Origin of the sequence: Marinilactibacillus sp. GCM10026970, assembly GCF_042660675.1 — a bacterium.
Taxonomy (GTDB): domain Bacteria; phylum Bacillota; class Bacilli; order Lactobacillales; family Carnobacteriaceae_A; genus Marinilactibacillus.
In genome coordinates this window covers 79,675-95,563 of sequence record NZ_JBHSUL010000035.1, presented here as the reverse complement: position 1 = coordinate 95,563, position 15,889 = coordinate 79,675, and the positions used below count along the sequence as shown (strand labels likewise).

The 15,889-nt window shown below is 36.5% G+C and carries 14 protein-coding genes; all 14 read left to right on the top strand.

All coding sequences use genetic code 11. The annotated features are described in order from the left end of the window. The first annotated feature begins 21 nt into the window (after positions 1-21). The 14 genes from ACFP65_RS12215 (at position 22) to ACFP65_RS12150 (ending at position 15,871) form a co-directional block, all read left to right on the top strand. Positions 22-1,650 (top strand): glycoside hydrolase family 43 protein, encoded by a 1,629-nt coding sequence (locus ACFP65_RS12215; protein WP_379919008.1) that lies wholly within the window; start codon positions 22-24, stop codon positions 1,648-1,650. Positions 1,651-1,673: 23 nt separating this feature from the next. After that, complete coding sequence (locus ACFP65_RS12210) at positions 1,674-3,122, top strand: alpha-N-arabinofuranosidase (protein ID WP_379919006.1); 1,449 nt, start codon at positions 1,674-1,676, stop codon at positions 3,120-3,122. Between the two features lies 1 nt (position 3,123). Beyond that, positions 3,124-3,360 (top strand): DUF6171 family protein, encoded by a 237-nt coding sequence (locus tag ACFP65_RS12205; protein ID WP_379919004.1) that lies wholly within the window; start codon positions 3,124-3,126, stop codon positions 3,358-3,360. Between the two features lie 180 nt (positions 3,361-3,540). Continuing rightward, positions 3,541-4,656, top strand: coding sequence for a GntR family transcriptional regulator (locus ACFP65_RS12200; protein WP_379919002.1), 1,116 nt, complete (start codon positions 3,541-3,543; stop codon positions 4,654-4,656). Between the two features lie 184 nt (positions 4,657-4,840). After that, positions 4,841-5,536, top strand: coding sequence for an L-ribulose-5-phosphate 4-epimerase (locus tag ACFP65_RS12195; RefSeq protein WP_379919000.1), 696 nt, complete (start codon positions 4,841-4,843; stop codon positions 5,534-5,536). Positions 5,537-5,566: 30 nt separating this feature from the next. Further along, positions 5,567-6,991 carry an L-arabinose isomerase gene (gene araA / locus ACFP65_RS12190; protein ID WP_379918998.1) on the top strand — a complete coding sequence of 475 codons (1,425 nt, stop codon included), beginning with the start codon at positions 5,567-5,569 and terminating at the stop codon, positions 6,989-6,991. 83 nt (positions 6,992-7,074) lie between these two features. Then, positions 7,075-8,676, top strand: coding sequence for a xylulokinase (locus tag ACFP65_RS12185; RefSeq protein WP_379918996.1), 1,602 nt, complete (start codon positions 7,075-7,077; stop codon positions 8,674-8,676). A 17-nt stretch (positions 8,677-8,693) separates the two neighbouring features. Then, complete coding sequence (locus ACFP65_RS12180) at positions 8,694-8,924, top strand: hypothetical protein (protein WP_379918995.1); 231 nt, start codon at positions 8,694-8,696, stop codon at positions 8,922-8,924. 484 nt (positions 8,925-9,408) lie between these two features. Then, positions 9,409-11,022 (top strand): extracellular solute-binding protein, encoded by a 1,614-nt coding sequence (locus ACFP65_RS12175; protein WP_379918993.1) that lies wholly within the window; start codon positions 9,409-9,411, stop codon positions 11,020-11,022. Between the two features lie 93 nt (positions 11,023-11,115). After that, positions 11,116-12,069, top strand: coding sequence for an ABC transporter permease (locus ACFP65_RS12170; RefSeq protein ID WP_379918991.1), 954 nt, complete (start codon positions 11,116-11,118; stop codon positions 12,067-12,069). A 23-nt stretch (positions 12,070-12,092) separates the two neighbouring features. Next, positions 12,093-13,001 (top strand): carbohydrate ABC transporter permease, encoded by a 909-nt coding sequence (locus ACFP65_RS12165; RefSeq protein WP_379918989.1) that lies wholly within the window; start codon positions 12,093-12,095, stop codon positions 12,999-13,001. Between the two features lie 30 nt (positions 13,002-13,031). Then, positions 13,032-13,676: a YesL family protein gene (locus tag ACFP65_RS12160; protein ID WP_379918987.1), complete on the top strand. Its 645-nt coding sequence runs from the start codon at positions 13,032-13,034 to the stop codon at positions 13,674-13,676. A 13-nt stretch (positions 13,677-13,689) separates the two neighbouring features. Further along, a complete protein-coding gene (locus ACFP65_RS12155) occupies positions 13,690-13,896 on the top strand; it encodes a hypothetical protein (protein WP_379918985.1) in 207 nt (68 codons plus the stop codon). 25 nt (positions 13,897-13,921) lie between these two features. Beyond that, the gene (locus ACFP65_RS12150; RefSeq protein WP_379918983.1) at positions 13,922-15,871 is read left to right on the top strand and encodes a glycoside hydrolase family 127 protein; all 1,950 of its coding nucleotides are present in this window, start codon (positions 13,922-13,924) and stop codon (positions 15,869-15,871) included. Positions 15,872-15,889: the final 18 nt, after the last annotated feature.

The following is a 15,889-nucleotide window of genomic DNA, read 5'->3' as shown; positions in this document are numbered from 1 at the left end:
TAATTAAGAAAGGAATCATAAATGTCTAAAAAGAAAAAGATAGCAATCGGAATTTTTTTCGCAGTGATTTTATTAATTGGAGTGAGTGGATTTATGGTTTATTCAAACGGTATCAAAAGACCTTCAACAAATGAGTGGACGACTCAGACAAGAAACACTGTCTCTATACATGATCCAGCTGTTCGTTCAGTCATAAATGAAGATGGCGAAGAAATGTTTTACTTATTCGGGACGCATGTAGCACAAGCTAAAACAAAAAACTTTTCAACTTGGGAAGTTCCGCATATGACTGAATACGAGAATATGGAAGATAATATTATCTTTGGCAATACAAACGAAAATCTTCAAGAAACTTTTGAGTGGGCTGGTCATGATGATGCCGATTCCAAAGGTGGTTATAATTTATGGGCACCAGATGTTATCTGGAATGATCAGTTTGAATGGTCTACAGGAGCAAAAGGTGCATACTTGATGTATTATTCTGCTAGTTCAACGTGGAGAAGATCAGCCATTGTATTAATGGCTTCACCAAGTATCGAAGGTCCATACACTTATGTTGATACAATCATTTATTCAGGATTTACTTCTGAAGATGCTACTGATGGAAGTGATCGTAATATTAATTATGAAGGAACACACTTACCTGAACTGATCAGTGAAGGAAAGGTATCCGAATTTAATGAGAAGTGGGTAAGACTTGGAGGCAGAGAGTACAATACAGATTATGCACCAAATGCACTCGATCCAGCTCCATTTTACGATGAAAACGGAAAATTTTGGCTTGTTTATGGTTCTTGGTCAGGTGGTATTCATTTACTTGAACTAGAAGATGCGACTGGAAAACCGATCTATCCAGGTGTAGATGGAATAACGGAAGACGGTCGAACAATCGATCGATACTTTGGGACGAAACTTTTCGGTGGTTACCATCAATCTGGTGAAGGTCCTTATATCGTTTACGATGAAGATACAGGTTATTACAACTTATGGCTGACATATGGTGGTTTAGTTGCTAATGGTGGCTACAACATGCGCGTATTCAGATCTGAAACAGTTGACGGCCCTTATGTAGATGCTAAAGGACAAACGGCTATCTTTGAATCTGGAAGTTTAAATTCTGATTATGGAATCAAACTGCTTGGAAATTATGATTTCACAGGTTTAGAACAAGGATATCGTGCTCCTGGACATAATTCAGCAGTCAAAACACAGAATGGAGAATGGTTACTCGTATTCCATTCTAGATTCAATCAAGGTACAGAAGCTCACGAAGTTAGAGCACATCATATGATTCATAATGAAGATAACTGGCTAGTTCCGATGCCTTATGCTTTTAAAGGTGAGTATGCCGATACTGCGCCATTAACTTTAGAAGAATTTAGCGGTAATTTTGAATTTATCAATCATGGGACAGAAAATTCTTCGGAAATGATTGAAACGCTTATGATTGATCTTACTGAAGAAAGTGAAATAGCAGGAGATCTTCAAGGTTCTTGGACTTTATCTGATCAAAATCTTTTAACGATTACGACTAATGAGGCTATTTATAAAGGCGTTGCTGCTAAGCAACAAGATGAATTTGGAGAAGAAAGAATTGTCTTTTCAGCTTTTGGTGACAACAATGAAATGATCTGGGGTATTAGACCTTAATTCAAATTGAAGGAGTAAACATTATGACAGTTGAAGTATTAACAAGCAAAAAAGGACCTACAATCAGCAAGTATATCTATGGACAATTTGCAGAGCACTTGGGAAGATGTATCTATGAAGGCGTTTGGGTAGGGAAAGATTCAGATATTCCTAATAATGAAGGTATACGTTTAGATGTGGTAGAAGCACTTAAAGCAATCAAGGTACCCGTCGTAAGATGGCCAGGGGGCTGTTTCGCTGATGAATACCACTGGAAAGATGGTATCGGAACTCCAGCAGAACGTAAGACAATTGTCAATACACACTGGGGTGGAGTGGTAGAAAATAACCATTTCGGTACACATGAATTCTTCCATCTATTAGACCTGTTAGGTGCAGAAGCATACGTGAACGGTAACGTAGGAAGTGGAACGGTTCAAGAGATGCAAGAGTGGGTAGAGTATATCACTTTTGAAGGTGAATCACCAATGTCGAACTTGCGTAAAGAGAATGGTAGTGATTCTGCTTGGGAGATGAAATTCTTCGGAGTAGGGAATGAAAGCTGGGGATGCGGTGGGAATATGCGACCAGAGTACTACGCAGATCTTTACCGTCGCTATCAGACTTATGTTAGAAATTATACAGACAAACCTATTTATAAAATAGCGTGTGGTCCAAACATTGATGATTACAATTGGATGGAACAAGTGATGAAAATTGCTGCACCATTTATGGATGGGATTAGCTTGCATCACTATGCATTAACAGGAGAATGGGAAGACAAAGGAACAGCAACTAATTTCCCAGAGTCTCAGTGGCATTCTTTGATTGATAGTGCTAAAAAAATGGATGAGTTGATCACGAAACACTCTACTATTATGGATAAATATGATCCAGAAAAAAGAGTAGGCTTAATTGTTGATGAATGGGGCTCATGGTTATCTGTAGAAAACGGAACAAATCCAGGCTTTTTATACCAACAAAATACAATACGTGATGCAATGGTTGCCAGCCTTACTTTAAATATTTTCCATAAACACGCTGACCGTGTTCAAATGGCAAATATTGCTCAAATGGTTAATGTTCTTCAAGCAATGCTATTGACTGAAGGCGATAAAATGATTAAAACACCAACGTATCATGTATTTGATCTTTATACGCATCATCAAGATGCTGAATTGGTTGACGCTTATGGCGAAAGCCAAGATTCTATTGATTATACGATTTCTAAAAAGGATGGAAAAGTTGCTATTTCTGTTTGTAATTATGGGTTAAAAGGTGAAGAAACCATTTCATTTAACTTAGCAGATTACGCTTTTGATTCAGCTGAAGCTTGGATTGTAACGGCTGATGAAATGGATGCTCACAATACATTTGAAGATCCAGAAGTTGTTTCTAAGAAAACATTTGAAGATTTCAAAATTGATGGTAGCAAAGTGTCCTTAACGCTTCCAGCCATGAGTGTTACAACTTTATTGATTAAAGAGAAATAATATGTCTTGCAAAACATGTGAACGCCTTGAAGCGTTAGCTGGGCAAGATGTAGTCACTTCGATAGAAGAACAACTCAGTCTGGAAATTGATCTAGCTTCGGAAGAATTAAAAGAAAAGAGGCTATCCGTTTGTGAAACGTGCCCATTCTTTCAAAATCAAACTTGTACAAAATGTGGATGCTATGCTATGTTCAGAGCAAGTTTGAACTATAAAAGCTGTCCAGTTAATAAATGGTAGTACAAGAGAATGACTGATGAGAAAAGGATGCAGATAGCATCCTTTTTCTTGTCATATCTACTGAATTATAATTGATAGGTTCAAATAAATATTTGTGTTTACAAATAACGATATTTCTTTAATGTTAGCTATCTTTTGTAGTACAATTTACGTACGGACAAATTGCAAGGAGTGAGGTCAATGTTAAGTGAGCCAAAATATATAACGATAAAAAAAGAATTGCAACAAAAAATTAGAAATAATAGTTATTTACTTGGAAGTAAAATTCCTTCAGAAGCAGAATTGAGAAAGCAGTTTGATGTTAGTAGACATACGATCAGACAGGCTGTATCAGAGCTTGTAAATGAAGGATTTCTTGTAAAACAACAAGGATCAGGAACGTTTGTCAGTGATTTATACAAGCAAGAAGTGACAGTGTCTAGCAAACGAACAATTGGAGTCATCACTACTTATTTATCTGATTATATATTTCCTTCGATTATTAGAGGTATCGAAGAAGAATTATCCAAACATGATTACTCACTCATGCTTTCAAGTACACGTAATAACGTAGATAATGAAAGGTCGTCTCTTGAGAGTATGATTGATCAGAATGTTGATGGATTAATTGTTGAACCAACTAAAAGTAATCTAATGAATCCTAATCTAAACTACTATCTAAACTTATCCGAAAGGCCCATTCCGATGGTTATGTTAAATGCTTCTTATGAGGAATTAGACTTTCCGGTAGTAGCGTTAGACGATGTAAAAGCTGGCCGAATCGCTACGGAACATTTAATTGAATTGAACCATACCAATATCGGAATTATCACAAAGGCAGATGATTTACAAGGTAAAAATAGACTCAAAGGGTATATCAGAGCTCTTTATGATGCAAAACTGTCCTTTGAAAATAATTATATCGTCAGATATGATACTGAAACAAAAGCAGACTTACCGCAAATGATTCGAAACTTACTTTCATCTGAAAATGTACCGACTAGTTTTGTCTGCTACAACGATGAAGTAGCTGTAATGCTTATAAAAGAAATTGATGCAATTGGTAAAAACTGTCCTGAAGATTTTTCCGTTGTCAGTCATGACAATAGTTTTTATAGTACGACACTCCCTTCGGTTAAATTAACATCCGTAGAGCATCCTAAAGAAAATCTAGGAAAAACAGCTGCTATGATGCTTGTGAAATCGATTGAAGAGCAAACAAAACTAGAATCCCATATATTTGATCCCAAATTAATTGTAAGGACGTCTACCAAACGTTTAAAAGAAAAAACACCAGTTGAAACGATTGAATCTTAACGATTACAGGGTACGTTCGTGTGTAATTAAAATAATAGAGAAAATTCTATTATTTAGTTGACACGTACGTACCTTTAATTTACAATAAGAATGTAAGCGTTATACAAATAAATTCATCTTCTATATAAATTGAATCCAGGGAGTGACTATCATCCACTGGTAATCTTGAAAGGGTTGATAAAGCGTGCTTGAAGAATTAAGAAATCAAGTATATAAAGCAAACATGGCATTACCAGAATATAAATTGATTACGTTTACATGGGGGAACGTTAGTGGTATTGATCGCTCGACTAACTATGTTGTGATCAAGCCAAGTGGGGTAGCTTACGAAGACTTATCTCCAGATAATATGGTTATTGTTGATCTTGAAGGAAACTTGATCGAAGGGGAGTTGAATCCATCAAGTGATACCGCTACTCATTTAGAACTTTATAAACAGTTCAAAAACATTGGTGGAATTGTACACACACATTCACCATGGGCAGTTAGTTATGCACAAGCCGGAATGGCCATACCGGCTGCTGGAACCACGCAAGCCGATTATTTTTATGGCCCGATTCCTGTAACTAGACAGATGACAAAAGAAGAAATTCAAGTGGATTATGAATTGAAAACAGGCTCAGTCATTATAGAAACATTTGAAGAGAATCAAATAGATCCAGACAAAATGCCAGGTGTGCTTGTTAATGATCATGGACCCTTTACTTGGGGGAAAAATCCAGTAGAAGCCGTCCATAATTCTGTGGTTTTAGAGCAAGTAGCAGAAATGACATACCATAGCCTGCAACTCAATCCCGAACGTATTGAAATGAGTCAAGATTTATTGGATAAACATTACTTAAGAAAACACGGCGAGAATGCTTATTATGGTCAGAAATAAAACACAAATTAAAACGAGGATGTGCAAAAAATGTTAAAAACAGAAGAAAAAGTATTTTGGTTTGTAGTAGGAAGTCAGCATTTATATGGTCCTGAAACATTGGAACAAGTTGCAGATCATGCAAAAGAAATGGTCGATACCTTAAATAGTGAAGGTTCTTTTCCTTATCCTTTAGAATATAAAGCGTTGGTTACAACTGCAGATGAGATCAAGGACGTTATGAAAGAAGTCAATTATCAGGATAAAGTCGCAGGTGTAGTGACGTGGATGCACACATTCTCTCCTGCAAAACTATGGATTCCTGGAACAAAACTATTACAAAAACCTCTTTTACATCTTGCTACACAGTACCATAAAGAAATTCCATGGGATTCCATTGATATGGACTTTATGAATTTGAATCAAAGTGCTCACGGAGATAGAGAATATGGTTTCTTAAATGCAAGACTAAGACTCAACAATAAAATTGTAGTGGGACATTATCAGGATTCAGAAGTGCACACTGAAATTTCTGACTGGATGCTTTCAGCAATCGGTTATATTGAATCTCAAAACATCAAAGTAGCTCGTTTTGGTGATAATATGCGTAATGTAGGGGTTACTGAAGGAGATAAAGTAGAAGCGGCTATTCAGTTTGGTTGGACTGTTGATTACTACGGTATTGGTGATTTAGTAGAAGAAATAAATAAAGTAACAGACAAAGACATTCAAGAAACCTTTGATGACTGTTCTGAACTTTACGATATGGAATATCGAGATAATGATCAAGACTTTTTTGAAGAGCAAGTGAAAGAACAAATTAGAATCGAAATTGGTTTAAGAAGATTCCTTGAACGAGGTGGTTATACGGCGTTCACAACGAACTTCGAAGACCTTCACGGTATGAAACAACTGCCAGGCATGGCTGTACAAAGATTAAATGCTGAAGGTTACGGTTTCGCTGGAGAAGGCGACTGGAAAACAGCTGCACTTGACCGTTTGATGAAAGTGATGGCAAACAATGTTTCAACAGGATTTATGGAAGATTATACGTACAATATGACCAAAGGGAATGAATACATTGTGCAATCCCACATGCTAGAAGTAGATCCTACTTTTGCTGAAACGAAACCTCGTGTTGTCGTTAATCCGTTAGGTATCGGTGATAAAGAAGATCCAGCACGCCTAGTTTTTGATGGTAAAGCTGGAGAAGGACTCACTGTATCTATGCTTGATATGGGATCGCATTACCGTTTGATGGTCAACACATTTACAGCTGAAACGCCTACAGAGGAAGCGCCTAAATTACCAGTAGCTCGTGTCATTTGGAAACCAAATCCTGATTTCAAAACAGGTGTTAAAAAATGGATTCAAGCAGGTGGTGGACATCATACAGTGGCTACTCTAAGTTTAAGTTTAGATGTTATTCTTGATTGGGCAAAATTGGTAGACATTGAAACAGTCGTTATAGACTAATACTTTTGAGGGAGCTAATGAACGTTACTGTTTATTAGCTCTTCGTTTTAAAATATAAATAGTTAATGAAAAGAGGAAAATTTATGGGATCAGTAAATGAATTAAAGCAACTTGATCAAAAAAACTTATCACTTGGTATAGAGTTTGGATCAACTAGAGTAAAAGCTGTATTAATAGATGAGACGTTCTCTCCCATTGCGAGTGGAGCATATGACTGGGAAAACAAATTAGTTGATGGCTACTGGACATATAGTATAGATGAAGTCTGGTCTGGCTTACAACACGCTTATAGTGCTTTATCTGCGCAAGTTAGTCAAAAGTATAATGTGACCTTGACAACGATTGGATCAATCGGATTTTCCGGTATGATGCACGGATACTTAGCTTTTGACGACAAAGGTTCACTTCTAACGCCTTTTAGAACATGGAGAAATACGACTACCGAAGCAGCATCTAAAAAGTTGTCTGAACTTTTTCAATTTAATATTCCGCATAGATGGAGTATTGCTCATCTCTATCAAGCAATCTTAAATGAGGAAGCGCATGTTAAAGACATTGATTTTATGACAACACTAGCTGGATATGTTCACTGGAAATTAACAGATAAAAAAGTGATCGGTGTGGGTGAGGCCGCAGGTATGTTTCCAATCGATAGTACAATCGTAGATTATGACAAAAATCGAATGAGTCAATTTGATGAATTAGCTACAAAGCATCAATTTAACCAAACATTAGATTCGATTCTTCCAGAAGTTCTTTCTGCTGGGGAAAGTGCCGGGGTGTTAACTGAAGAAGGGGCTCGCTTGATAGATCCTTCTGGACAGTTAACAGCTGGTATACCTTTATGTCCTCCAGAGGGAGATGCCGGGACTGGGATGGTTGCAACCAACAGTGTTGCTGAGAGGACAGGAAATGTTTCTGCAGGCACTTCTGTCTTTTCAATGATTGTATTAGAAGAAGCTTTATCTGACTACTATGAAGAAATTGATATGGTTACAACACCAACAGGCAAACCTACAGCTATGGTGCATTGTAACAACTTCACAACGGATATAAACGCTTGGGCTAAATTATTCGCTGAATTAGTAGAATCCTTAGGTTTGAGTGTAGATAAGGATCAGTTATTTACGACATTGTTTGAAAAGGCACTCGAAGCAGATTCTAACGGTGGGAAATTAATGAGTTGTAACTATTACTCTGGAGAGCCAATTACTGGACTAGATGAAGGACGCCCCCTATTTGTTCAAATGCCAGATAGTGTTCTTTCTTTACCGAACTTTATGAGAACTCAAATCTATTCAGCTTTAGCTACACTTAAAATGGGTATGGATATTCTCATTGCAAAAGAAGATGTACAAGTTGATCAATTGTTAGGACATGGTGGATTTTTTAGAACAAAATATGTAGGTCAGAAGATGATGGCTGATGCACTTAAAGTACCTGTATCTGTAATGGAAACTGCAGGAGAAGGTGGGCCATGGGGAATGGCAATATTAGCTGCTTATTTAATAAAAAAAGAAACGGATCAGTCTTTAGAATCTTACTTGGATAACCAAGTATTTTCTATCGAATCGCCTAACTCTGTCGAACCTTCTATTACTGGTGCAAATGATTTTGAAGAATTTATGAAAAGGTATACAATGATGTTAGCAATAGAAAAAACAGCAGTACAATCTTTAGTTTAACTTGAGGAGGAAATACGATGCAAAACGATCCATTACAAGGAAGTGCAAATCCAAACGGTATGAATCATCCAGCTCATCTGGTAGCGGCTGAAGAAGCTGATCGTTACACAGGTACTGAAAAGGATGAAGTTGAACAAGAAGATAATAATAAGGAACAAGAAACGAGCCCAGAAGACTTTGATAAATTTAATGTAGATAAAGTTGATGAGCTCGAAAAAACGAAAAGCGAACACGAAGAAAAAGATTAATGCAACTTAGAAAAAAGAAGAAGAGGCTGGGATGAAACTAGCCAAATAGAAGAAAGCCGTCAAATTTGGGATATCTATTCCTTGATTTGACGGCTTTTCTACTTGTCTGATTTTACGAAACAATATTAATCAGAGATTTCTGTCTTAGGTTTTTATGTAAAAATAGATTAGAAGATAAAAAGTTATTTCCTTATAAGAAAACGCTTGCATTAGAGAATAGTGAGTGCTATATTATACGTAGACAAAGGTACGTACTAGCTTTAGCTTTCACAAACTTTTTTATCAAAAGGTACTCTAAGGAGGTATAAAGAATAGAAGTGTTTGAATAGATACGGATGTCTTACAGGGTTGACGAGCACTCATACATTTTTTAATCACATTTAAGAACTAAAGTTCAGCATAATGGTTTCATGTAGAACAGTTTAGAATAATGTCGATGTATTATTTCAGATTGTAAATCAGATTGCCAAATAGGAGGCATACCATGGAAACTAAAAAATTATTTATGTATGGCGTAATGTCGGGATTAACGTTGAGTGTACTAGCAGGTTGTGGAGGAGGAAGTGGTTCTGAAGGAGGGGCATCCGAAAATGGAGGAGATTCTTCACAGTTACAAGCTGTCTTCCTTAAACATCCGTTAACAAAAGATATCAACGAAATGCAGTGGCTAAATGAAGCTGAAGAAACTGCAGGAGTAGATATCAATTGGGAACAAGTTACGGCAGATTGGGATCAGAAAGTTGGCCCCATGCTTTCAGCTGGTGACTTGCCCGATTTAATTGTTGGAGCTGGCGGAATCAATGATTCTCAGCATCAACAATTCAAAGGGATGTTTATAGACTTCAGCGAACACCTTGATCAATTACCTAATGTTCAACAATTGTTTGAAAACAAACCAGAAGCAGAAGCTCTAGCAACAACGCTTGATGGAGAAATATTTGGACTACCTAAATATCAACGATTCTGGCCAACATCTGCTACCAAACAGTTTATCAACCAAGACTGGCTTGATAATTTAGGGCTAGAAATGCCGACCACTTGGGATGAACTACATGAAGTACTCCTAGCATTCAAAGAACAAGATGCAAACGGTAACGGTGACCCCAATGATGAAATACCGTTTGATTGGTCACCAGTAGGTACTGGTGGTTTTGGATTTTTCCAACCGACTGTTTTATTAGCTAGTACTGGTATTACACCAGTAGGTGGCGGTGGGCAAGGATATTTTCTTGAAGACGGCGAAGTGAAAAACTTTTTTACAGATGAACGTTATAAAGAATTTATGGTATTTATGAACAAACTATATGCTGATGGTTTAATAAACTCTGAAGTATTTACGCAAGAGTACACTGCGTATCAGTCTCTTGGTCGAGGTGAAGGAGACGTTGGTAAAATAGGATATACGTTTGGCTGGGAAGCTTCTGATCGTTTTGGTAGTGAGTTAGCAGGTCAATATAGTTCAATGGCTCCTTTGAGAGTTTCAGAAGATTACGATAGCGATCCATCTTGGTCATATGATTTTTATAACTTGAATTATGGTACGAATATGATTCAAATCGCAGCAGATACAGAAAACTTAGATGGTGCATTGGCATTCGTCAATGAACTCTATGCAGAAGAAACAAGTATGCAGGTCTTGTTTGGAGATTTAGGTACAAACATCGAAGACAAAGGCGATGGTAGTTACGCTGTATTGCCCCCAGAAGATGAATCAATGGATCCGGGAACATGGAAATGGACATCCACTTGGGCTGATAATGGACCAATGTATATTCGCGACGATCTTGACTTAGAATTAGGCGAGGACATGTCAGCAACTCTTGAGCAACTTGAACCACTAGATGCTACATTGGAAGCAATTGACACTGAGCAAGATGTACTGCCAGGTTCATTCCTTAAATATACTACTGATGATATCAATACAATGTCTCTCAATAATACAGATATGATCAACACAGCAATCACTTACTTTGGTCAATGGATTACTGAAGGCGGCGTTGAAGAACAATGGGATCAATATGTATCAGAAATTGAAGGATCCGGTATTGATCAAACTCTTGAAATTATGCAGGAAGCTTATGACAACTACTCAAACTAAATTTTGTTATTGGTTAAAGATACTGTCAATTGACAGTATCTTTAATCTTTAATAAAAAGAATCGTGTGTAAGATTTCAAAAGGAGTGATTGATTTGGACGCAATTCAAGATACGAACAACATAAAGAAAAAAGAATCTCTACTAACGAAGTTTTTGAAAAATGTTAAACGAAATTATCAACTATGGTTAATGATTTTACCTGGATTTCTTATCATATTGGTTTTTAATTATGTTCCCATGTATGGACTCCAACTAGCATTCAGAAGATTTGTACCGACCGAAGGTATTACTGGTGGAGAGTTTATGGGACTAGAGTATTTTAGACAATTTATTGACAGTAGAATGTTCAGTTCATTAATGGTCAATACAATTAGCATTAGTGCGACGACCATGGTTGTAGGATCTATTGCACCAATTTTTCTAGCGTTAATCGTCAATCAAATCAAAAGTAAAAAAGCTAAATCGTTGATGCAGACGACCGTTTATTTACCTCATTTTATTTCAATCGTTGTTATGGTAGGGATGCTGAATGTGTTTCTTTCTCCTCAATCAGGTATCTTAAATCATATTTTAGACTTTATTGGATTATCTAGAGTCGATTTTTTAGGTAATACCAGTACTTTTGTACCCACATATGTTATTTCCGAAATCTGGCAGAGAGCTGGATGGAATAGTATTATCTACCTCGCTGCATTATCCAATGTAGATGTACAACTCTATGAATCAGCTAAAATGGATGGCGCAAATAGATGGCAATTGGTTAAAAATGTGGATATTCCCGCTTTGATACCAACAATGATTATTCTTTTCATATTAAATATAGGTGGAATCTTAAATACAGGTTTTGAAAAAGTATTCTTGATGCAAAACCCCTTAAACTTACCTGTTTCGGAAGTGATTTCAACTTACGTGTATAAAATAGGGATTATTCAAAATCAGTTTAGTTACGCTACCGCAATTGGTTTATTCAATACACTGATCAATTTCAGTTTTTTACTTTTAGCAAATTATATTTCTAAAAAAGTAGCTAAGACAAGCCTGTTTTAATATTGATGAGAGGAGAAAAAAACATGAAGATGGCAACTTACATGAAAAGAAATTCCAAAGCAGACATTCTGTTTGATACCTTTGTCGTTGTATTAAGTATTATGATCTTTATTGCTGTTGCTTATCCGATCTACTTTGTAATTATTGCGTCTATTAGTGATTCTACATTAGTCACTCGTGGACTCGTAACTCTTTGGCCAAAAGGGATTAGTTTTTACGGATATCAGCAAATTATTGAAGACACTCGTATATGGATTGGATATTCCAATACACTTCTTTATACATTAGGTGGAACAATGATTAATCTACTCGTCACTTTGCCTGCTGCTTATGCACTTTCTAGAAAAGAAATGACAGGTAGAAATTTTTTAACCTTTTTCTTTGCTTTTACGATGTTTTTCAATGGTGGGATTATCCCAACGTACATCCTTTTTAGAGACCTCGGACTAATTAATACAAGATGGGTATTTGTTCTTCCTACAGCACTAAATGTTTTTAATTTAATTATCGCTAGAACTTTCTTTGAAAATTCTATACCGAATAGTTTATATGAAGCAGCTGAATTGGATGGCTGCTCACATTTTCAGTTTTTCATGAAAGTAGCTTTGCCACTTTCTAAAGCTTTAATTTCAGTGATTGGTCTTTATTATTTAGTACAGCATTGGAATAACTTCTTTACTGGATTAATTTTTATCCGAGATTATGACAAACAACCGTTACAAATTGTATTAAGAGATATTCTTATCTCAAACCAAGCGTTCCAACAAGGGGCTGGAGCAGGTGGCGGGGATATCGGTGGATACGCACAACAATTTGCTGATCAAATCAAATATGCCGTTATTATAGTATCAACATTGCCAATATTAATCGTATATCCATTTATACAAAAATACTTTGATAAAGGCGTTATGATTGGTTCACTAAAAGGATAAGTCAAAACGATATGAATTGAGGGGTTATAAATGGAAAAATTTATGAACGGTTACCAAAAAATTGGAGAGATTGGATTAGACTTGTTTTTGCTGAATTTATGTTGGACTTTGTTTACTTTATTAGGTGGCGTTATTTTCGGTGTTTTCCCAGCTACAACAGCTTTGTATGCATGCATTAGGCACAAAGAAATGTACGGTGGGTATAAAGAACGTCTATATAAATTATTCTGGAAGTACTATAAACAAGAATTCATTAAAGCCAATAAACTTGGTCTGATTCTTTATTTAACCATGTTAGTGCTGTACATCGATTTCAGGCTCTTAGGTATTTTCAATATGGGCGTGATGGGTACCGTAGCAGTAACCATATTGACCCTTTTAACCGTCCTTTTCATTTTATTACTAATGCATCTTTTTCCAATTTATGTTCAGTTTGAGGATTCTATTTTCAACTACATTAAAAGAAGTTTTATTCTGATGGTCGGTAAGCCAAAGGACACAATCGTAGCAGCCATATTGGCAGCCATTATCGTTATAGTTTATTATAATCTACCCGGTTTAATACCTGTATTTGGATTATCTATCTTTGCTTATATTTCTTTTAGAGTGGTACTTGTAGATATCTTCAAATTAAAAAAAGTTGGCGCAGAACATTTAACAGAGTCACAAAACTAAAGGAGGTGTGGTCATGCAAAACAATCCAATTAACGGTGATGCCAATATTGTAAATCCTAATCTTCCCTCGAATATAGATGCAGATCAAGAAGATAAAAAAGTGAATGCTAAAGAAGGCACCCATTCAGAAGAAACAAAACCGGAAGATTTCGAAGCGTTTGACGTTGATAAAGTAAAGGATCTCGAAGAGACAAAAGATCCATCTCAAAAAGACGATTAAAAATTTGAATGTGGAGGAAAGATGCATGTTAGGTTCAAAGATTGAGATTAAAGACGAATTTTGGAAGCGGTATATTGATTTGATCATGACTGAAATGATTCCTTTCCAGTGGAATGTTTTAAACGATCTTGAAGATATTAAAATTGATAAAGAACGAGACGATGCCAATATCCCTTCAGAAAAAAGTCATGCTATTGAAAACTTTAAAATTGCTGCTGGACGAACTGAAGGACATCATTATGGCTGGTTGTTTCAAGATTCAGATGTCTATAAGTGGTTAGAATCTGCAGCTAATGTCTATAAAATTACAAAAGACGATAAGTTGAATGACATGATGAACGAAGTGGTGGAGTTAATTGAAGAGGCTCAAGAAGATGATGGATACTTAAGTACCTTTTATCAAATTGATGCACCCGAATTGAAATTCAGAAAGCTATATGAGAGTCACGAATTATACTGTGCAGGTCATTTAATGGAAGCAGCAGTGGCTCATTATCAGGCAACAGGTGACGAACGTTTGATTAATGTTGTTAAGAAATTTGTTGAATGTATTCAGAATCACTTTGGTTCAGAAAAAGGAAAAATAAAGGGTGCTGATGGTCATCAGGAGATTGAACTGGCACTTGTCAAACTTTATGAAGTAACGAAAGATGAAAGTTACCTCAAATTAAGCGAATGGTTCTTGGAGATTCGCGGACAAGATCCTGATTTTTATAAAAAGCAATTGGAAGAAAATGATGACTTAGGTATTGATGACAAAAAACCTTTTCAAGTTAACACCGTTTATCATCAAGCACACAAACCAGTTATCGAACAAACAGAAGCTGTAGGACATGCTGTGAGATTGGTTTACATGGCTGCGGCTATGGCCGATGTTGCTTATTACACAAAAAATGACAAACTTTTCAAAGCATCAAAACGTATTTGGAAAAATATTGTCAAAAAACGCTTATACATTACGGGTGGAGTCGGTTCTACAGTTCACGGAGAGGCATTTACATTCGATTACGATTTGCCGAATGATACGATGTACTGTGAAACTTGCGCTGCTATAGGTCTGATGTTCTTTGCGAAAGCTATGATGAAAAATGAGGTCGATGCCGAGTATGCTCATGTTATGGAACGGGCTTTGTATAACTCAGTCATTAGTGGAATGGCGCTGGACGGGAAACATTTCTTCTATGTTAACCCACTAGAAGTCAATTCGGAATCAAGTCAGAAAGATCCTGGGAAAAGCCATGTAAAATCAACCAGACCATCCTGGTTCGGGTGTGCTTGTTGTCCACCAAATATTGCAAGAACACTGACTTCTCTTGAAAAATACTTATATAGTGAAAAAGATGATGCACTTTATGTAAATCTGTTCATGGATCATTCAGGAACCGTCCCATTCAACAATCAAGAAGTCGAAGTCGAACAGAAAGTTTCTTTTGATGATGAGGGTTCACTTGTACTAAAAGTAGAAGCTCCAAATACTTTAACACTCGGTATCAGGGTCCCAACATGGGCCGAAAATCTTTCAATCAAACAAACCGGTTCAGACGTAGACTATGAGGTTGTTGATGGCTACGCAATGGTACTTGTAGAAGAAACACTTACTTTAAAAATCACATTTGATGTTCCGGTCATTATGCACCAGGCGCATCCTAGAGTTAGAGATGATTTAGGAAAAGTAGCACTACAAAGAGGTCCATTCGTCTATTGTATGGAAGAAACGGACAACGAGTCAGACCTACATCTAATGCGTTTAAAAGATCATATTCGTGCAGAAAAAGTTAGTGATTCGGTGTTGGGATCTCATGTTGCACTTAAAGCACTAGGTGAAAAAAGAGTCATTGATGAAGAGTGGAATAACGCACTATACAGAAATTATAAAGAACCTGTTTACGAAGAAAAAGATTTAACATTTATACCTTATCATTTATGGGCTAATCGTTCAGTTGGTGAAATGATGGTCTGGGTAGTCAAAAAGTAATACGCGAATACAAGTATT